The organism is Pseudochrobactrum algeriensis, from assembly GCF_018436245.1.
Taxonomy (GTDB): Bacteria; Pseudomonadota; Alphaproteobacteria; order Rhizobiales; family Rhizobiaceae; genus Pseudochrobactrum; species Pseudochrobactrum saccharolyticum.
Genome location: NZ_CP075361.1, coordinates 552,787 through 573,929 on the forward strand (window position 1 = coordinate 552,787; position 21,143 = coordinate 573,929).

The following is a 21,143-nucleotide window of genomic DNA, read 5'->3' on the forward strand; positions in this document are numbered from 1 at the left end:
CCTGCCAGTATATTCAACGCGATTATCGGATCGCGTTGAATATTCAGGTAAGGGGATGCTATTGAAAAATCCGGTGTTTTTCAGTCTTCTGATATTTTTTATACTCGTCGCCGGTTTTTTCAATTTGTTGCTTAATCCTGCGCCTTCGCAATATCCGTCGATTGGCGGTGGCGGATATGACTTGTCCGGATTTGTCTATACGCTGTGCCTGCTGCTTTTTACTTGTCTGTGGTCTGTCATTCTGCTGATTACCAGCCAATGCGTAAAAAGGCCGGTTACAGCACGCCGGCTTGTTCTTCTGGCTATGATCAGTGCTTTGACATTTGTTGTCTCGTTGCTGCTTTATCACGATAATCTGACGTAAAAATATGATGTGCTGTTTACCCGTCACAGCGTCATCTCTCGCCAATAATGCATCATTCAACGGGGCAGAGTGTCAAAAAATATCCCTGCAATATGTGTGAATTTGTTCAGCATCCGTTGACAGCGCTTAAGGGTGCTCTACTTTATGTAAATACATTCTAAAATATCGATTTTTCTTTTTTATTTTCATGGTGATAGGATGATGACACGCCGTCAAACTTTATTGGGGGCTGCCGCCGCTGCCGTTGGTCTGTCGATGCAAACGCGTCGGGGGCAGGCGGAAGGTTCATCAGCGCGTGCTGCGGGATTTTGGTATCCGGAAGAAACAGAGCCGCATGAGCGTACTTTCATGCAGTGGCCGGTTAATCCTGTTGTCTATGATGATCCTGATTTTCTTGATGATATTCAGAAAACGATAGCGAAAATCGCCAATACGATCGCAGAGTTTGAGCCGGTTGTGATGCTGGCTGCAGCAAAGCATCACGGTGCTGCACGCAAACTGATATCGCAGAAGGTGGAGTTATGGGACATTCCGACTGACGATTTATGGTGTCGCGATTCCGGCCCTTCATTTGTCGTCAATGGAAAAGGTGGACTGGCCGTCACACAGTTTAATTTTAATGGTTGGGGAAACAAGCAGACCCACAGCGCAGACGGTAAGATCGCTACACAGATAGCCGAACGGTTAGGCTTGCAGGTTTTTGATGCAGGTCTGGTAGGGGAGGCGGGCGGCGTTGAAACCGATGGCCACGGTACGCTGATCGCTCATGAAAGCAGTTTCGTTAATGCCAATCGCAATCGGGGCAGCAAAGCTGAAATTGAGAAGATGCTGCTGGATACGATGGGTGCACGCAAGATGATTTGGGCGCCCGGAATTATTGGTGCAGATATTACCGATTATCATATTGATGCGCTTGCCCGTTTCGTTAAGCCGGGACAGTTGCTGATCCAGGTGGGTGATGAAATTGACGCCGAAGACCCATGGTCGGTTGCCTCCTTCGAGACGCATGACATTCTGGCCGCAGCGAGTGATGCCGAGGGGCGCAAACTGGATATGGTTATTTTGCCGGAGCCATACGATATTCGTTCGAAGAGCCGCGATTTTGTGTCTTCTTATGTGAATTATTATGTTTGTAACGGCGGGGTGATTGCTGCGGAATTCGGAGATCGTGAGGCCGACGAGCGGGCTGCTGCTATACTTGGCAAATTATATCCCGGCCGCGAGATTGTTACACTGAATATCGATCCGGTAGGGGAAGTTGGCGGTGGTATTCACTGTGCAACTCATGAACAACCCAAGGTCTGAATATGTGGAACTGGTTACGGCGCAATACTGAACCCTTGGCCGCTTTGGGCGGAATTGCTACGGCCTTTGCCGCGCTTTCAGCACTGATTATCATTCCGTATCAGGTCGGTCAGGCCGATCTGATACAGCGGGATCAGACCGCGCGCGAAATATATCGCGAGTTTCTGAACCTGACTGTTCAAAAGCCGGAGTTGGCAAGAGCTGATTATTGCTCGATCAGCAAGAAAACAGAACTCACCGCTTACGGGGCATATGTCGAATATCTGCTTTATACGGCTGAGCAGATGGTCGAAACTTCACCGGACTGGCGCGCACCAATGGCCGGATATTTGAGTGATCACATGGAATATCTATGTGATTCCGAGGGGCTGGGAGCGCGTGACGGGGTGGCTGATCTGCTGGCGCAGACGGGACTTGTCTGCAAGCCTGAGAATACCTGCTCGCAAAACAGTAGCCCTTAAAACTATATGCGGGGAGGGAGGTTTACACCCTGCCAGCATTGTTGGCGGTGAGCAGGTGGTTTCAATCAGCAGTGTACAGTCTGTTATTCTTCAAAGCCGCTTTGCTCAGCGGATATAGGTTTGCAGGTTCCGCTGTCTTTCTCGCCAACCATGCGCTTGTCACGGATGACTGTGTTCTTTGCGAGATCGATTTCCCATACAACAGAACCTTCATTCAGGCTCGTTTTTTGCCCCATTAAATTATTGGGAAAAATATTTTTCATCGCTGTTTTTATGTTTAAGAGTCACGTCGAGGGAAAATTATTCAAAAATATCAATTAATTATTGGTTAACTATTTCGAATCATGTAGTGCCCCTCATCAAGGTGGGGGCCTAATTGAATATGTTTTAATTACCCGCGAACTTTCAGTTCGCGGGTAATTGATTCTGCGCGCTTGTGTTTTTGTTAAACACGGGTGAGCAGCGCTTTCTTTTATGTCCCGACCGATGTGTAAGCATAGGTTTTAGGGACGAAATGAAACGGTTATTTACAGTGTTTATCATGGCGATTTTTGCCATGTTCAACTCTCTGTCTGGCGTTTATGCGCAAAGCGTAACAGGCTGGACACTCAATATTAATGCTGACAAACAAAGTCCGCTGGCGGCCGGTACTGAGATTGAGTTTTCTGCGACTGTAAATAACAGTGATAATTTCCCGACCACGCCGACGAGCGTTGCATTTACGATCCCAGCATCGGTTAAGTTTTACGGCCTTGATGTTGATAAGGACGTTTTCAGCGGTTGCGCCCCAATGCCTGCCATTGGCGTAGAGCTGACTAACGATGCGATAATTACCTGTGAAGTGCGTATACTTCAGCCGCAGGAAAGCGTAACCGCTAAAATCCGTTTGAGCCCTCAGAAAGAGGGTGTTGTCGTTTTTAATGGTAAAATTGCCAAGAACGGCGCTGAGCAGAACCGCAGCATTACTGTTAACAAAGGCGCTGACTTAGCCCTGACATTGAATGCTCCTGCTGAAGTTAAGGGCGGTGGCAAAGTTAACTTTACCGCGACTGTTAAAAATGAAGGCCCGTATCCGTCAAAGGGTTCAACACTTACCTTCCCTGTCCCTGCAGGTGTTGTGATGGACCAGCCGATGGAAAATGGCTGCACATTGTCGGGCAATATTGTCACTTGTGAAATCAAACAGGAAATTGAACCAGGCCAGTCTCTGGATTTTGGCTTTTCCGGACAGGTAACAGTCGGAAACAGCTCTAACATTCTGATTGCGGCTGAGGTGATTGCAAACTCACCACTCGATCCGGACGTTGAAAATAATAAAGCACTTGCAAATATGAAGGTTCTTGCCGGTACGGATGTGAGTCTGAGCAAGGTGCGCTCCCCGCAAGGTCTTCTCCTAACCGGTTCTCCGGTTGAATTTACTTTGACGCCACAGGTTGCCGGTGATGAGCCTTCACAGGCGGTTATCAAAGATGTTTTTCCGGAAAATTATGAGTTTGTAGGTTTCGGAAATCTGGCCGGCACTGGTTGGGCTTGTACAATATCTGGTCGAGATGTGGTTTGTGAGTATACCAAATCTGCTGGCAGCCAGTATAAGACGCCGATCAAAATTAATACTACGGCAATTAAGGCGACGCATGACGGTCAGGGAGCAGGTGCGCCTGTTACCAATGAAGCGACAATAACGTCTAAAAATGAAGACCCTGATTATATTGGTAACAACACCACTGATGACGGCGGCGCGAGCATTGTTGATCCGGCGATTGATTTAAAGGCGCACAAATCCGGCCCTGAGCATGGTTTGCTCATCGTTGGTCAAGAATATGAATATGTTCTCAGAAGCAGCAATATTGGAAATGCCGCTTTCGCTGGCGAGCTGACGATAACAGATCATCTGCCTGAGGGCATGATGATGGTATCGGCAGATACGCCTGATGGTTGGTCTTGTACTCCGGCTTCTGTCCCGGGTGAGGCCGATGTTGTTTGTAAAACAAACCAGTACACAAAAGATAATCCGCTTGGCGTTGGTGCCTATACCACCCCGATCAGGCTGAAGGTCAAAATGACCAAAAGCGGCACATTTAACAACGGTATGACCGTTTCGCTGCCGGATAATGTTACAGACGTCGATTTAACAAATAATACAGTTCATGTTGGCGGTAATGCGGGTTCCGAAGACGACAAAACTCTGGCTGATCTGGAAGTCAAAAAGTCCGTCATCGGCAAATCGGCTGTAAAAGCCGGTGAAAAAATCGAATTTGCTATCGAAATCATCAATCATGGTGACGCAGTGGCAACTTCGGTTGTCATGGATGATCGCATTGAGAATATTGTTGCAGGCGCACTGGGCGATAAGGCGGTTGTTACCCTTGATGTGCAGAAGGGCAGTGCAAGCGGCATGGTGTGTACGGCACCGCCGAGCGGTGCCTATCATGTCAATCTGAAATGCGACATTGCAACCTTGCCGGTTTGTGTGTCGGGTAAAGATTGCCCTATTGTTAAAATTAGTGCTTTTGCGGGTAAAGAAGGCACGCAGCGCAATACGGCGCATGTTTTCTCCACCAAAGTTCCGGATGCAAATCAGAACAATAACTCTTCCTTTGTTGATTACACTGTTGCACCGGTAACGGATGTTACTGTTCTGAAATCCAGCCCGTCACAGGCGCTTGGTGCAGCCGCAGGTCAGGGGCTGGTTTATACCATTGCTGCCCGTGTCAATGATAACGGTCTGAGTGGTGCGGACAATGTTGTTATTGAAGATAAGTTGCCAGTCGGTGTTCGTTTCGTTGGTATTACCGAAAATGGCGCAACCTGTTCGACAAGCCTCAAGGAAGGTGAGGTCGTTACTTCCGCCAATAGCACCATCACCTGTACATGGGCGCGTCTCGAAAACGGCACCCAGAAAGAAGTGGCTATTGAAGTTAAGCCTTCAACCGGTCAGGTTGAAGATGAGCTTGTCAATAATGCAACGGTCAGCACCACGACTGAAGAAACAGACAAGACCAACAATGCTGCCAGCGTTAAGGTGAAAATCCTTGCACCTGCACTTGATCTTTTGGTGACTAAAACCGATACGGTTGATGGCGAGCAACATGATCCGGTCGAGAAAGGCACCAATACAACTTATCTGATTGTAGCCAAAAATGATGGCCCGTCGGATGCGTATAATGTCAATATTGTTGATACATTTCCGGTAGCCGGTTTTTCCTATGATAAAGTGGAAGGTCAGTCGGCAGGCCTTACCTGCTTACCAGCAAATGTGAATGCTGGTCAGGCAGGCGGAACGCTTACATGCTCTATTCCGGTACTTAAAGCCGGTACTGAAGTGCAGTTCAAAGTCCAAATGAAGTCTTTGGTACGCGGTACTTATCAGAACAAAGTTGTAATAACTTCTGATGAAACAACTAAAAACTATGACCGTAATCCGGCCAATAATGCGGATGATGAAACAACCACTGTTCGTGTGAAGTCCGATGTCAGCGTTGTCAAAAAAGCCAACGAGCCGGTTGTTGATCTGCGTCAAAGTTTTACCTGGACGCTTACAGTTGAAAGCCTGTCAGGTGACGGCCTTGAAGTTGCTGAAGATGTTATTCTCACAGACACTTTGCCGGAAGGCATGGTGCTGACTAAAGAGCCACGTATTGTCAGCGGCAAGGGTGGTTCATGTCTCGGTGCTGTCGATACACGTCAGATCAGATGTGAACTCGGTGATATGGAACCGGCGGAAAAAACGGTCATTGAGCTCACCACAAAGATCACGGATCTTAAAGCAGAGGCAATGACCAATGCCGCTTCTGTCACGACAAAATCTTTCGACAAGAACCCGGGCAATAATACGTCTAGCGACAGTGTTCAGACTGTGCTCGGTGGTTCGGTAAGCGGTAAAATCTTCGTCGATTTCAACGAAAAAGCTGATTTCAATACTGGTATGGATACCGGCGTTACTGGGGTGACTGTCACCCTGGATGGTAAAGCCCAGCATGATGGTGCAGCACTCACATTCACCGCACAGACTAACGCTGATGGTAGCTATAATTTCACAGGCGTTCCTGCCGGTGAATATCAGGTCAGCTACAGCAAGGTGCCGGACAGTAGCAAATACCAGACCGGTGTTTCTGTGCCTGGTACCAATGATTATAATGATAGCAAGACCTCATCAGTGAACAACACAACCCTCGGTTCGGTTGTCATTGAAAAAGATTCCAAGAGTGTTGAGAATAACTTCACACTCCACGTCACGCCTTCGGTTGGTCTGAGCAAGGTAGCCAATGCACCTGTTTCAGTGGGTGATGGTACTTATACTGTCACATATACATTCACGGCCAAAAACCTCAGTCAGGAACCGTTGAAAGACATCACGCTGACGGATGTTTTGAATGTTGGCGCACAGAATTTTGGTTCTCCATCAGCGGATAATGTTCCGCAGCCAGGGTTCTACAAGGTTACATCCGTCAGCACGAACAGCGGTTCACTCTCAGCTGGTTTTAATGGTGCAACCAATACGCTGATCGTTAGTAATGCCGTGCTGCAGCCGAATGCAACGCTGATTGCCACTGTAGTCGTGCGGGTTAATCCTGATAAACCATGGAAAGCCAATCCGCTTGTTCTGACCAATCAGGCAGATGTTACAGCAGTCGGCGAATATTCCGGTAAAGCCGGCATTGCGGACAAGTCAGACAACAGAGCCGGTGGTGAAAACTATCCGAACCGGAACGTGCCGACCACCGTTAATATTGTGCCGGAAGCAGCGATTAAGCTGGAAAAAACCGGTGCGCGCATTGGCGGAACTGGCGAGATTACAGCCGGTGACGTGATTGAGTATACATTCAAAGTTACCAATACCGGTAAAACACCGCTCTTTGATGTGGTTGTAACCGATCCGAAAACTGGTCTGGTCTGGACTGCGAATACAAAGATTGCAGAACTCGCCGTTGGCGCCAGTAATGATACGGCCTTTAAAGCGACCTATGTCGTCAAACAGACAGACATTGATAATGGTACGCTGGAAAATACAGCGAGGACTGAAGGGACTTGGGGTGACTTTAGCGGCACGCCGCAAACGGTTACTTCAACAGATAAATTTGACCTGCCGCTGAGCGAACCTGCTCTGAGGTTTGAGAAGAAACTGAAGCAGTCAGAGGTTAAAACCCCGTCAATTGTTGGTGACAAGATCACCTATGAATTCATAGTCACCAATACCGGTAACACGACATTGAACAATGTAGTGATTACAGATGAATTGGCTGGTGTGGTGGATAGCGGTGCCTTTAATATTGGTACTCTTGCACCGAAAGCAACGAAGACTGTTGAGGCTTATTACCTGCTGAAATTGCAGGATATTAATGCCGGAAAAGTTGTCAATAAAGCACTGGCCACCGGCACTTATGGTCCTGATGACAAGAAGATCACCACACCGCCTTCAGAGGTGGAAGTTCCGACCTATCGTGATCCGAAGCTGACGCTTGTAAAGGCATTAAGCTCGGTTGTGCCGGAACCAGCCTATGCCGGAGATATACTGGAATGGACCGTGACAGCGACCAACGAGGGCAATGTCACTCTCTATAATATCAAAGTCAGTGATCCGCTGGTGGGTGCAGTTATCGCACCGGCATCACTTGCCTCGCTGGCACCAGGTGAAAGCGGTACATTTACGGTTAAAGCACCAATCCAGCAGGATCATCTGAACGCTGGTAAGGTAATCAATACTGCGAAGGTTGATTTTGAAGATCCGACAGGCCCGCAGCCGCCGGTGGATTCTAATGAAATTGTAACGCCGCTTGCACATAAGCCTTCGATCAGCCTTGAGAAGGTGGCTATTCTTGATGGTCTGAGCAATCCGGCAAAGATCGGTGATGAACTTCGCTACAGCTTCACTATCCGCAATACCGGTAACGTCGCGCTCAATGGTTTGGTTCTGACCGATCATCTGGATGGCGTGATTATTGATGTTGCTGATCTGACCCGTCTGGAAAACTTGATTCTGCAGCCGGTTAATGCGGCCAAGGACAATGATGCTGAAGCTCAGACTGTTGTTTACGGTACTTATAAGCTGAAGGTTGCCGATATTAATGCCGGTAAGGTTGAAAACACCGCCGATGTTAAGGGTATTCCTGAGCACGGTGATAAGACACCGGTAACGGATGACAGCAGCACCGATACACCGTTGGATCGCGACCCTTCGATCAAGCTCATCAAAACACTTGAAGCCTCTTCATTGCCGAAGCCTGCCAAGGCTGGTGACGTTATCAAGTTCAACTTTGCTGTTCACAATACCGGCAATGTGACACTTGAAAATATCCGCATTGTTGATCTGGTTACCGATGTGCAGGTCGTCAATCAGTCTAACTGGACTGGTCCGTTGGAGCCTGGTGAAGCCAACACAGATGCGTTCACTGCAACCTATGCATTAAAACAGTCTGATATTGATGCAGGTACTTTTGCCAACACGGCACAGGTATACGGCTCAAGTGTAAACGGTATGCCGGATGATGTGACGGATATTTCCGGTACTGATCTGACCAATGACGATAAAACTGTTGTTGAACTGGAAACCTCGGCATCGGTGACGATTGTCAAATCGGAAGCCCATGCCTTCTCTTCACCAACACAAGTAGGTGAAGTCATCACCTATTCCTTCCTCGTCACCAATACAGGCAATCTGACACTGACCAATGTCATTGTGGAAGATCCGCTTGTTGGTCTCGTGCCGGATATGCCTTTCACCATTGCGACATTGTTGCCGGGGGATGCGAATGCGGTCACGCTGACAGCGACCTATAAAGTCACACAAGCCGATATTGAAAAAGGTGAAGTCGTTAATCAGGCCACTGTTACCGGTGACTATGTTGACCCGACTGACAAGACAACTAAGCCAGTGACACCGGATGTTTCAGAGGAAATCAAAGTTCCTCTGGAGCAGAGGCCGGGTATTGCTGTCGTGAAGGAAGCGAACTCCAAGCTGACCGAACCGGCGGAAGCCGGACAGGAAATTGAATATACATTCACTGTCCATAATACCGGTAATATGGTGCTGAATAATGTGGTTCTGAATGATCCATCGGCAGGTATAACGCCAAACAGTTTCACCATTGGCACAATGCAGCCGGGTGAGCAGCAGGTATTCACAGCCACTTACGCCATTACTGAAGCGGATATTGATGCCGAAAAGGTTGTTAATCAAGCAACAGTGAAGGGCACCTATGGCGATCCGACTACTCCGAAAGACATTGAAGATCCTTCAGGCCCGACAGTGGAGACAGACGAGCCGACTATTGTGCCGGTTATGCCTCCGCTGCCTGAGCTGGAAATCATTAAAAAGGGTGAATGGAACGACGCTAACGGCAATGGCTATCCGGAAGTTGGTGAGACACTCGAATTTACATTTGATGTTGCCAATAAGGGGAATGCACTGCTCAATAATGTGACTGTGCAGGATGAAGGTCCGCTATTTGCAGGCAACCGCGGTACCAATCAACTGTCCGCGATTACTCCGGCACCGGTGACCCTGAAACCGGGTGAAAGCCAGACTTTTAAAGCAACTTATGTGCTGTCACAGGCTGATATTGATGCAACTGCCGGTCTTCCGGAAACGCTGACCAATATTGCCTTGGCCAAGGGCGATCAGCGTAACGGCAAGCCTTATGAATCTGAGGAAGATAAGGCGAAAATCAATCTGCCTGCTACCGAGCCGTCATTGGTAAAAATTACGAAGCAGGCACTGCTGCATCAGGTTCGTCGTGGTGACCGCGTGCCTTACATCATTAAGGTCGAGAACACGTCGTCGAGCAATGCAGGCCCTGTGCATGTGATCGATACGATGCCTTCCGGTTTCCGCTATGTTGCAGAAACCGCCATTGTGAATGGTGACAAATCTGAGCCGGAGATCAGCGGTCGCCGTCTCCAGTTCAGGAATCTGAAGCTTGGGCCAAACAGCACAATCGAGATCCGTCTTGAACTGCTGGTTCTGAGTTCGGCGGGTCCTGGCAAGCACATCAATATTGCCACCGTAACGGACAAGGACGGCAAGCCGGTTGCACCTGATGCACAGGCGATTGTCGAGATCATGTCTGAACCTGTTTTCGATTGCGGTGAAATCATCGGCACTGTCTTTGATGACAAGAACCGCAATGGTTATCAGGATGAAGGCGAAAAAGGTCTGGCCGGTGTGCGTGTTGCAACCGCTAAGGGCTGGCTGATCACAACGGACGAATATGGCCGTTTCCATGTGCCTTGTGCAGCGATGCCGGATCAGCGCATCGGTTCCAACTTCATCATGAAGCTTGATACCCGCACGCTACCGACAGGCTACCGTCTGACGACTGAAAACCCGCGTGTTGTCCGTCTGACTGCCGGTAAAATGACCAAGCTGAACTTTGGTGCATCGATCAGCCGTGTTGTTCGTCTTGACCTTCAGGATGCAGCTTTTGAAGCAAACCGCGTCGAGCTGAAAAAGCAGTGGGCTGACAACCTGCCGCAGCTCGTGGAAGTCCTGAAACAGGAAATCTCGGTTCTGCGTCTGAGCTACAAAATGGCAGGCAATGAGCAGTCATTGGCCAAACAGCGCATGAAACATGTCCGCAAGCAGATCGCTGATCTGTGGAAGCGCAAAGGAGATAACTACCCGCTTGAAATCGAGACACGTGTGGAGGTGAGCAAATGAGCCGCTCAGTGAAAACCGCCACGCAATTTAAGGTTATGAAAATGTCTCAGTTCAAACTCGGTTCTTTCTCCCGTCTCGCTCTTCTGGCCAGTTCCGCACTGATGGCAGGCCATTTCTCAACCGTTTCAGTCTTGGCGCAAACCAAGACTGAAACCACCGAAGGTTCAGACCTGCGCGGTAAAATGTCGGATGACAGCTCGCTGCGTCATCTGACAATCGGCGAAAATACCGAAAAAGGTATTGCTGCCGATGCGGGCAATATTCCGTTCATGATCAGTGTGGATGGTGATACGGTTGAAACCAGTGCCTCGAAACCAACGGCTCAAACACCACGTCAGATTGATCGTGAGCGCAAAACCGATGTGGATTTGAGCAGCGTTGACATTCAGATCAAATTTGATGGTCTGGATGCGTCGCCGATCCTCAATGTTTCCACCATGCCGGTGCGTCGCAGCTACAGCGCCAATGAAACAGTCGAGTTTCTGGCAAGCACCAACTATCCGGCTTTTATTGAGCGTTCGGAAATCCGCATTTTCGCAATCGGTGACGGCAAATCGGTTGATAAGCCTGTGGCTGTTGTGCCGGTGAAAACCAATGCCAAAGCGCAATGGGTGATGCCGGCACAAGCCGATGAACGTGAATATGCCTATGTGTTGCGTGTTTATGATGAAAAAGGCCGGTTCGACGAAACCGAAGCTCTGACTTTGCGCCGTAGCGAAAAGAAAGATATTTTGGGCGATCGTGCGGAAGCTGTTGCACCGGGTATGGGCGAAGACAGAACTGCACTTCGCAATATTCGCGTGCAGGGCGGTGCGGTAACAGTTCACGGTACCAATGTACCGGATGGCTATAAGGTCAAAGCTTTTGGTGAAACCATTCCTGTCGACCCGCAGCAGAAATTCGTAGTGCAGCGCATTTTGCGTCCCGGCGATCACGATATTGATGTCGGCATTAATGACGGCCTGAAAGGCGACGGTCTGGCCTTTAACCGCGATATCACTATTCCGGATAATGACTGGTTCTATGTCGGTTTGGCTGACATTACCCTTCGCAAGCGCAACGGCGACAACGGTATTGAAGCCGTGCGTCCGGGTGAATATGACAGCACCACCACCAATGGCCGTCTGGCATTTTATCTTAAAGGTAAAATCAAAGGCGAGTATCTGCTGACGGCTGCTGCTGACACAACCGATGACGAACTCGATAACATGTTCCGTAATTTCGGGAAGCAGAACCCGCGTCATCTGCTGCGCAAGCTCGATCCGGATGATTATTATCCGGTCTATGGTGACGATTCCACTTTTGTGGAAGATGCACCGACCAATGGTAAATTCTACGTCCGTTTAGAGCATGGTGACAGCCGTGCAGTATGGGGTAATTTCAAAACCCGCATCACCGGCACAGAGTTTATGCGCTCTGACCGGGCACTTTATGGTGCGCAGGGCGTTTACCGTTCGGAAGAAACAACAAGCTTTGGCGAGCGTAAAACCGAAGTTGATTTATATGCTGCCCAGCCGGATACATTGCCGCAATATGAGGAATATCTGGCAACCGGTGGTTCGGCTTATTTCATGCGCCGCCAGAATATTGTTGAAGGTTCTGAAACCATTACGGTTGAGTTCCGCGATTCAGTAACCGGTCGCGTTATTGAGCGCCGTACACTCAGAGCCGGAGAAGATTACCGCTTTGATTATATGCAGGGCGTGCTGATCCTCAATCGTCCGCTTTCATCCTCTGCCGGTACATCCGATCCGGTGCGTGACGGTGCATTGGGCGGCAACAAAACCTATGTGCTGGCACAATATGAGTTTGAACCGGTTGCCGGTGATCTCGACGGCTACAGCCTTGGTGGCCGTGGCCAGCAATGGCTGAATGACAATGTGCGTGTGGGGGTGACTGGCTATCAGGAAACCACGGGCACTGCCGATCAGAAGGCCGGCGGCGTTGATATTCGTGTGCGCCATTCCGACACCACTTTCATCGAGGGGGAAGTGGCCGGTTCTGACGGGCAGGGCTTTGGCTTTACCCGCTCCACCGATGGTGGTCTGACCAATAGCAACACCCTTGCTACCGGCAATAAAGGTCGTACCGCTCTGGCATGGCGCCTGAAAGGTCAGATTGATCTGGCCGATATTCAGGAAGACGGCGTTCAGGGTAAAATCGGCGGCTATTATGAAGAAAAAGAAGCCGGTTTCTCCAGTCTTTTCGACAATACCAGCGTCGATAAACGCCTCTGGGGTGCTCATGCTGATCTGGATGTGACGGACAAAACCCGTCTGAAACTCATCTATGATGATTTCTGGGATGCGGACGGTCAGATCAAACGTGAAGGCAAGACTTCCGTCAGCCATGAGATTGACGAATATTGGAAAGTGTCATTTGGTGTGACTTACACCGAACTGATGTCACCGACCGCTATCCGCTCAGGCAAAACCGGCTATGACGGTTCCCGCGTAGATACAGGTATGCGTATTGATTACCGTCAGGATGACGATCACCTTTATTATGTCTTCGGGCAGGTAACAGCCGGTCGCTCCGGTGATATTAAACGTAATGACCGTATCGGTGTTGGTACAGAACTGAAACTGACCGATACAATCGGCACGCAGGCAGAGATCTCCTACGGCACCAATGGTCTCGGTGGTCTGGCCGCTCTGACCTATGATCCGAATGCTGATGATCATTATTATGTCGGTTACCGTCTTGATCCGGACAGAGCCTTTGATCTCAATCGCAGCTATGATCTGATCGGCCGTGATAAGGGTGCCATTGTCGGCGGTGTGAAGCGTCGTATGAATGATGTGCTTTCAGCCTATTCGGAAGGCAATTATGACTTGTTTGGTGTACGCAGCGCGCTGACACACACTTATGGTGTGGTCTATACGCCGGATAATGTCTGGACATTTGACGGTGGTTTTGAAGGTGGCCGTGTCCGCGACAACACCACAAATTCCTCTGGCGTTGAATATTCTGACTTTGACCGTTATGCGCCGTCGCTGGCCATCGGCTATAAGGACGAGGAGCGCGGCATTACCGGTCGCTTGCGTGGTGAAGTGCGTGTCGAGCGCTCAGACGATCATACCCGTGACCAGAACACCTATCTGTTGGCTGGTGCCTATTCATGGAAAACCAATCCGGACTGGCGTGCACTGGTCAGTGTGGATGCGGTTCTCTCGGATACGAAATCGGATGTCACTTCATTCCAGAACACGGATTATGTCGAAGCCTCATTCGGTTATGCCTATCGTCCGGTGGAAAATGACCGCCTGAACGCGCTGTTCAAATATAGCTGGCTCTATGACATGCCGGGCAATGGTCAGCTGGGCAGCGGTGTTTCCAACTATCGTTATGCGCCTGCACAGCGCAGCCATATTCTGTCGGCAGACTTTACTTATGATCTGGTGCCGTGGCTTTCAGTCGGTGCCAAATACGGTTTCCGTATTGGTGACGTGAAATACCGTCCGGCAGAAAATGATCATAAATTTGACAAGGACTGGCAGCGTTCATCCGCCCATCTGGGGGTTATCCGTGCCGATCTGCATGTTGTTAAAAAGTGGGATCTGCTGCTTGAAGGTCGTGTGATGCATATGCCGGAAGCCAAAACTACCGATTTTGGTGCGCTGGCAGCGGTTTATCGTCATGTGGGCGAGAATTTCAAAGTTGGTGCCGGTTATAATTTCGGCCGCTTTTCGGATGATCTGCGTGACCTGAGCCTTGATGACCGTGGCATGTTTGTGAATTTTATCGGCAAGTTCTGAGCCGGATCACTATACGGATAATAACAATACGGGCAGCGAAAGCTGCCCGTATTGTTTCTGCGGCATTTTGCAAAATTCCAAGGATTTATATTGCTGAGCACGGACTGTAACATTCATCAGGATTGTGACGTTAGAAGCCGCCTGAGCGTGCTTAGAGATTTTCCTTGTAGAACGGAACGAGCTTGGCGAGTGCCAGCCTGACCGGTTCTTCCTTGTCATACAGGTCGTAATGCGACCAGCCTTCGAGAACCACAAGCTCCTTCTGTTTGGAGGCTGCGCGCTCAATAATCTCGCAGCCGTCGCGATAGGCGCCGAATGCGCCGACCTTATCACCGACCACAATGCAAAGCGGCTGCGTCAGGAGTACTTCCGCCAGATGAAAGGCATCCCAGCCCACTGCTGCTGCCTGATGCGACAGGAGCGAGCGGTTCAGACCGTTGGGCTTTTGACCACGTGGTGTGCGGTAATAATCAGTTGCCTCCAGCGGATCGCGATCAGTGATGCCGGCAGCGCGGGCTTCCTCAACAGAACTGGCAAGCAGATTGTCAACGTGAAGCTCTGCGCCGCGCGCTTCAGCTGTACGCTGTCTGGCCATTGCTTCCAGCGCGGCGATCGGATTGAGGGCAGTGAAATTACCGCGCATCAGACGGCCATAATTCGCGCCGGTGACGGTGCCAACCGCCTTGATGCGGCGCTCAGTCATTGCAGCATTGATTGAATAGCCGCCGCCGCCGCAAATGCCGAGTACACCAATGCGTTCTTCGTCGACATAAGGAAGCGTCACCAGATAATCGGTAACATGGCGGAAATCTTCGACACGCAGTGTCGGGTCTTCGATAAAGCGCGGTTCGCCGCCGCTTGCACCCTGAAAGCTTGCATCAAAGGCGATGACAACAAAGCCTTCTTTGGCCAGCGCTGCGCCATAGACATTGCCCGAGGTCTGTTCTTTGCAGCTTCCGATCGGATGTGCGCTGATGATGGCCGGATATTTCTTCGTTTTGTCGAAATGCGTCGGGAAGTGGATATCGGCGGCGATATCCCAATACATATCGTGATTGCGGATTTTCACGGTTTCCATGATGTGATCTCCTTAATTCCGGAGGCGAGTGACATTCTCACTGGCCGGTTTACATGAAGGCAGGTTTGTCGCCACCGGTATTTGGTTTGTTAATGCCGATATTGCGGTTACCAAGTGCACCGGTCGTTTCGGTTAGTTTTACGACCACGGCTGCCACGCTTTTGCGTGAGATCTCCGTGCCTTTAAAAGGCTCGTGGCGCTCAGTTGTTTCGTAGGTGACTTCGTCTGCATCAGTCAGCCAGGCAGGGCGCAGGACGGCATAATCCAGACCTGATGCCTCCACGAGATCGGCAGCCTTGCGATATGGCGGTAAATATTCACCGATTTCCCGGTTGTTCCACGCACCGAATTTACCGGGTACTTCGTCATAAATGCCAAGCGTTGTGCAGAAAATCAGCTTCCGCGAACCGGCATCTTTCATGGCGGTGATAATGGCGGCGGCTTGCGCGTCGACATCTCCGGCAAGGTTCGCATAAACGACATCCTGACCACTCACGGCATCTCTCAGCTTGGCAGTGTCGTGAACATCACCCTCAATCACACGGGCATTGTCAGGAATATCCCGACCAAGTTTCCTCGCATCGCGAAGAAACAGCGTCATCTCTGTGTCGCCAAGTTCAGCCAGCATATCAACCACATGCTGTGCGATCTGACCGCTTGCGCCAAGGATTGCAATTTTCTTCATTATTTTGCTCCGTATATTCATTTCATGAATTTAACATAATCCACTCGACGTAACGGAAAAATGGGGGCATCCTTCAATCAGTTTGAAGCTGTAATTCATAATGAGCATATAATGGACCGTAATCTTCTGCCTGCTCTTGCTGCCTTTGCGGAGGTTGCCCGCGAAGGGAACTATACTCGTGCAGCTGGTCGTATCGGTATTTCGCCATCGGCTTTGTCGCAAACGATCAGAATGTTAGAACAGCAGCTCGGCGTTCGTCTGCTTAACCGGTCGACACGTTCGGTATCGCTGACAGATGACGGCCGGAAATTACTTTCTCAGATCGAGCCGGGTCTTGCAATGATATCACATGCGGTCGTCGCTGTCGGTGAGGCGCGCGAAAAGCCAAGCGGTGAAATCCGGCTGAATGCGCCGCGGGTTGTCACGCATCATTTTATTGAGCCGTATCTCGGAGAGTTCGCCCGCCGGTATCCTGAGGTTCGTGTTGAATTATTTATCGATGACGGGTTGGGTGACATTATTCGGGAAGGCTGTGACGCGGGTATTCGCTTGCGTGAAAGTGTGACAGACACGATGGTTGCAGTGCCGGTCACTCCGCCGGTTTCTCTTGCCGTGGTTGGTGCACCTGCTTATTTTGCAGCTAATCCTCCGCCGAAGGTGTTCAGGGATCTGACACAGCATAATTGCCTCGGTTTTCGTCTGTCGGGTAGCGGAGCTGTATTCCGCTGGGAATTGACCGATCCGCTTACAGGAGATGAAAGGCTGTTCCAGCCTGCAGGAACATTCGCCACGAATAATGATGATGTCATGCTGAATGCTGCGCTTCAGGGAATAGGTCTGATGATGCATCTGGACTTTGCTGTCAGCCAGCATCTTGCATCCGGCGCTTTGGTGCGCGTGATGGAAGATTGGTGTCCGCCCTTTGATGGTTTCAACCTCTATGTTTCCTCACGGGATCAGATGCCTGCAAAACTACGCGTTTTCGTTGATTTTTTGGTTGAGAAGCGGCGGCAACTGGAGCGATAGAGCAATATGATTGAGCGCATTGCGTAAATCTGTAAGCAAATTGAGGATAAACTGTTTATTGTTCTGGAATTTTCAAATTGCTATTAACAATATTCCGGTCAGAATTATTAAATATACTGTAAGAATGATTAGCATAAGAGCTATGTACATTGTTCACCTGTTCAATTTTTTTGAAAAAGAACATCGGAACATTACCGTAATATTACGATATTTGTAATGAAATCACTCAAAGAAAATTCATTGTTATAATTTGCGTAATGTTGCCGCAAGGTACAAAGGTCAGGTTGCTCCCCGAATTGCTGTTTAAAAGCGGGGTTACCGGTAGTGCGGAGCAACAAAATAAATTTCGGAAAAACAATAACTTGGTCGTTACAAAAAAATACATCAAATCTGATAAAATACTTCCCGATTATCGTTCTGTTAAGTGGTTGTGCGAGTGTCCCTTTAAAAGAGGGGGGTACTCTTACTTCCTATAGTAATTTAAGTGAGCCGAAAGGAAAGTTTGCTAAGAAAAAACTTTACTTGAATTTTGGCGTGTTAAAAAAAGTAAGAACCGTAAGTATATTTCCGACGTCCTTTATAAATTCTGCTGAACGGCGCGTTGATAAAGTACAGGACAGAACCCTGCTGGCAAATGCGATTGATCGCGCTGTTTGTTACACTCTGAGTGAAAAATATAAAATTGTTCCTGCCGGTGAGCCGGCCGATCTCACAATCCGTACCGTTATTACCGATGTTGTGCCTACAAAGTCTGGTATTGCGGGCGCTGCAAAGGCGATTTCTATCGGTACAGCTATTGCCTTACCTGTAGGGGTTCCGCGATTACCGTTCGGGCTGGGCGGATTGGCTGTTGAGGCAGAGGCTACGGATCCGCAAGGGGCTCAGGTTGCGGCAATCGTCTGGTCGAAGGGGGCGAACTCATTCACCAGTGAGGCGCGTGTGTCGCAGGTGGGGGATGCCTATGATTTGGCTGCGGCTTTTGGTTCTGAATTTTCCAGACTGATTATCGAGGGTAAAGAGCCGGGTAATTTTGACCTTCGTTTGCCGTCCGGATATGAAATTCGCACAAAACTGGGTGGAAAACCGGGATCGGCTCTTTGCGAGAATTTCGGTCGTCAACCGGGTGTTTTGGGGGCGATCGGCGCTTCATTGGGAGCGCCTCCGTCATGGACGGATAAAGGCTCTAAATCCCTCTCTGCACCAAAACAAAGCAGCTTATCTGCGCAATCAACACCCTGACAGGCATGAGTATTTATAGCTTGGCACCTGCCACGTAACGTTGCCGTAATGTTCAGGCGGGATTGGTCATATGCTGACATATATAAACTTATTGAGGATATTATGCGTAATTATTTTGCGATAGGTCTCCTGATGGCGCTGATGGGCTGCGAGACAACAGACTATAGAGGCCGTTGTAACGAATACGGATTTCTTCCCGGAACAGATGCCTATGCGCAATGTGTGCAGCGCTTGGATATGTCGGATAAAGACCATTTGAGAAGGGCATATCCGCCTCCGACATATGGTGTTCCCCGCGGGGATCTTCTCTAGTTCGGTTGTCCGTTTTTACTGACACGTTTTTAATGTGGTCAGCTAAGCGGCCCTGAAAACATGCTAAAAGTGTTGGTGTTCGCAATGTGCAATCAATTTGACTCTGATCATATCAATGGCGGCTCATGCATATTCTGATAGTGGAAGACGATCGTGAATTGGCGGCTTCGCTGAAGGCTATGATGGAGGCATCCATTGGTGTTGCGGACACATTTGACACCGTTGCAGATGCAGAATCTGCCTTGCTTGCTTTCAAATTTGATCTGGCAATTATCGACCGTCATCTTCTGGATGGTGACGGTCTGTCTCTGCTGCCCACTTTACGGCAGCTTCGGCCGCGGCCTGCTACCCTGATATTAACAGCATTAGATGATCCGGCTGATATTGTTGCGGCACTGGATAAAGGTGCGGATGAATATATCAGTAAACCATTTGAACCAATGGAGCTTATTGCCAGAGCGCGGGCTGTGCTTCGCAGATATAATCTGGATGAGACCGGATGCACGCAGTTCGGGAATTTATCATTCGACCTTATCAACCGTTCCGCCATGGTTGAGGGGAGTATTATGAATACTCCAAGACGTGAGCTTGCTATTTTGGAGGCGCTCATCAGACGGGCGGGGCGTGTTGTCCAGCGTGATAATCTGGAAGCATCAGTTTACGGCATTGATGATGAACTGGGTTCTAATGTCATAGATTCCCATGTGTCGAGACTGCGGCGGCGTCTGCGGGAAGCCAAGTGTAATGTAACAATACGCACTATACGCGGTATAGGTTACATGATGGTGCAGGAATGAAGTTCATGCGCTCCATCGCTTTTCCCGTTGCTGTCCTGCTTGTTATGGGCATGGCGCTGATGATGACAATCAGCACAATATTAACATTAGTGTTTTTATTGATATCTTCGGACACGGAAGGCCGGCAAACTGTACCGCTGGATATTTTGGGAAAACTCCTGCAGTCCAGTCAGTTCTATGCGCCGTCAGGCCAGCTTGAACTTAATATTGGCGGCATATCTGCCGATATTATTGGTTTTGCAGAGCAACAACCGGATTTTTGGTATCTGCTGAGTGACGGAACTCAGACGATAACCCATGGGGTTGTGCCTCCGTCTGTTCAGAATGCGCTTAATACAGTTCCGGCCCAAATATCTTCATTTCAGTTTCACTTCACAACGGGTGAAGTAACCTATCAAGGCCTGCGCCTTGTTGATGGTGCCAATCCTCAGGCATTTGTCGTGCTGGGCGGTATTTCATTTACCGGAGTGCAAACAATTTTCGTTGCATTATGGGGGATAGGCCCTCAGGGCTTGTATCATTTGCTTGGGGCTGTACTTGTCGCTACGGCGACGATTGCAGCGATAGCGGTTAAGCGTGTGATTGCCTCACCTGTAAGACGGGTTGTAAATTCTGCCGAGCAGATTGACGGCTTGCCCAATGGACGCAGGATTTCAGATCGTGATACCCCTTCAGAATTAAAGCCGATGGTTGCTGCGTTTAATACGGCTTTGTCGCGTATTGATGATGCGTTTGAGGCTCAGCGTTTTTTTCTTGCCAGTGCATCGCATGAATTGCGAACACCGTTGACCAAGCTGAGAATAAAACTGGAAAAGATAGAAGAGCCGGCAATACGTGATGTGCTGATACGGGATACAGCGCGTTTGGCTTCAATCGTTACAACTTCTTTGCAACTGGCGCGGTTGTCCGGCCAGTCATTGGCATTTGCTCCGGTTGATCTCGCACATGCAGCCCGCCAAATCGTTGCTGAACATGTTCCGGCTGCTCTTAAGCAGGGCGTGGAGATTGAGTTCAAAGCACCTGAAAAACGGATAACAATTTCCGGTTCAGAGGCAGCGCTTCGGGTTGCGCTGGATAATTTAATCATTAATGCGTTGTGTCATGCGCAAGGAACAGAAATGCTGGTGATCGAAGTGCTTCATCCTGGCATATTGCGTGTTACCGACAGGGGGCCGGGTATTCCCGATGCAGAACGGGGCAGTATGCTGAAGCCTTTTGTGAGAGGGGCGGGTACTGTGGTTGAAGGGGCAGGGATGGGACTTGCAATTGTATCCCAGATTATGAGCGCCCATAATGGATCGGTGGCATTATCCGATGCGACTGGCGGGGGATTGGTCGTGAGTTTGACCTTCCCCGCAGGCTAAGCGATCAATATCAAAGTGAATTTATTCTTGATATTATAGCTATGGCGATTGGCCCCCATAGTAAAGATACGGGTATGATCGTTAAAAGCATAAAATTT

At 49.4% G+C, this 21,143-nt stretch carries 12 protein-coding genes; 9 read left to right on the top strand and 3 right to left on the bottom strand.

What is annotated here, in order from left to right:
* Nucleotides 1-124 precede the first annotated feature (124 nt).
* The 3 genes from KHQ09_RS04620 (at nucleotide 125) to KHQ09_RS04630 (ending at nucleotide 2,130) form a co-directional block, all read left to right on the top strand.
* On the top strand, nucleotides 125-364 hold the full coding sequence (locus tag KHQ09_RS04620; RefSeq protein WP_213596646.1) for a hypothetical protein: 240 nt from the start codon (nucleotides 125-127) through the stop codon (nucleotides 362-364).
* A gap of 198 nt (nucleotides 365-562) precedes the next feature.
* Nucleotides 563-1,669 (top strand): agmatine deiminase family protein, encoded by a 1,107-nt coding sequence (locus KHQ09_RS04625; RefSeq protein ID WP_213596648.1) that lies wholly within the window; start codon nucleotides 563-565, stop codon nucleotides 1,667-1,669.
* 2 nt (nucleotides 1,670-1,671) lie between these two features.
* Nucleotides 1,672-2,130 carry a hypothetical protein gene (locus KHQ09_RS04630; RefSeq protein WP_213596651.1) on the top strand — a complete coding sequence of 153 codons (459 nt, stop codon included), beginning with the start codon at nucleotides 1,672-1,674 and terminating at the stop codon, nucleotides 2,128-2,130.
* A gap of 83 nt (nucleotides 2,131-2,213) precedes the next feature.
* Here the strand turns inward: KHQ09_RS04630 and KHQ09_RS04635 are convergent, their stop codons facing one another.
* On the bottom strand, nucleotides 2,214-2,393 hold the full coding sequence (locus tag KHQ09_RS04635) for a hypothetical protein (RefSeq protein WP_213600089.1): 180 nt from the start codon (nucleotides 2,391-2,393) through the stop codon (nucleotides 2,214-2,216).
* 251 nt (nucleotides 2,394-2,644) lie between these two features.
* On the opposite strand from KHQ09_RS04635, the gene KHQ09_RS04640 reads away from it, so the two are divergent.
* Nucleotides 2,645-10,786: a DUF7507 domain-containing protein gene (locus KHQ09_RS04640; protein ID WP_213596652.1), complete on the top strand. Its 8,142-nt coding sequence runs from the start codon at nucleotides 2,645-2,647 to the stop codon at nucleotides 10,784-10,786.
* Nucleotides 10,783-14,544 carry a TonB-dependent receptor gene (locus KHQ09_RS04645; protein ID WP_213596654.1) on the top strand — a complete coding sequence of 1,254 codons (3,762 nt, stop codon included), beginning with the start codon at nucleotides 10,783-10,785 and terminating at the stop codon, nucleotides 14,542-14,544. The genes KHQ09_RS04640 and KHQ09_RS04645 overlap by 4 nt, the downstream gene beginning before the upstream one ends.
* Nucleotides 14,545-14,695: 151 nt before the next feature.
* Here the strand turns inward: KHQ09_RS04645 and KHQ09_RS04650 are convergent, their stop codons facing one another.
* Both KHQ09_RS04650 and KHQ09_RS04655 read right to left on the bottom strand, forming a co-directional pair.
* Nucleotides 14,696-15,622: an alpha/beta hydrolase gene (locus tag KHQ09_RS04650; protein ID WP_213596656.1), complete on the bottom strand. Its 927-nt coding sequence runs from the start codon at nucleotides 15,620-15,622 to the stop codon at nucleotides 14,696-14,698.
* A gap of 49 nt (nucleotides 15,623-15,671) precedes the next feature.
* Complete coding sequence (locus KHQ09_RS04655) at nucleotides 15,672-16,307, bottom strand: SDR family oxidoreductase (RefSeq protein ID WP_213596658.1); 636 nt, start codon at nucleotides 16,305-16,307, stop codon at nucleotides 15,672-15,674.
* Between the two features lie 111 nt (nucleotides 16,308-16,418).
* Here KHQ09_RS04655 and KHQ09_RS04660 point away from each other — a divergent pair, with 111 nt between their 5' ends.
* The 4 genes from KHQ09_RS04660 to KHQ09_RS04675 all read left to right on the top strand — a co-directional run bounded on the left by KHQ09_RS04660 (nucleotide 16,419) and on the right by KHQ09_RS04675 (nucleotide 21,045).
* Nucleotides 16,419-17,333: a LysR family transcriptional regulator gene (locus KHQ09_RS04660; protein WP_213596660.1), complete on the top strand. Its 915-nt coding sequence runs from the start codon at nucleotides 16,419-16,421 to the stop codon at nucleotides 17,331-17,333.
* A 324-nt stretch (nucleotides 17,334-17,657) separates the two neighbouring features.
* On the top strand, nucleotides 17,658-18,572 hold the full coding sequence (locus tag KHQ09_RS04665; RefSeq protein ID WP_238481563.1) for a DUF3313 domain-containing protein: 915 nt from the start codon (nucleotides 17,658-17,660) through the stop codon (nucleotides 18,570-18,572).
* 437 nt (nucleotides 18,573-19,009) lie between these two features.
* Complete coding sequence (locus tag KHQ09_RS04670; protein WP_116086772.1) at nucleotides 19,010-19,681, top strand: response regulator transcription factor; 672 nt, start codon at nucleotides 19,010-19,012, stop codon at nucleotides 19,679-19,681.
* 5 nt (nucleotides 19,682-19,686) lie between these two features.
* Nucleotides 19,687-21,045: a sensor histidine kinase gene (locus KHQ09_RS04675; protein WP_213630812.1), complete on the top strand. Its 1,359-nt coding sequence runs from the start codon at nucleotides 19,687-19,689 to the stop codon at nucleotides 21,043-21,045.
* The last annotated feature ends 98 nt before the right edge of the window (nucleotides 21,046-21,143 follow it).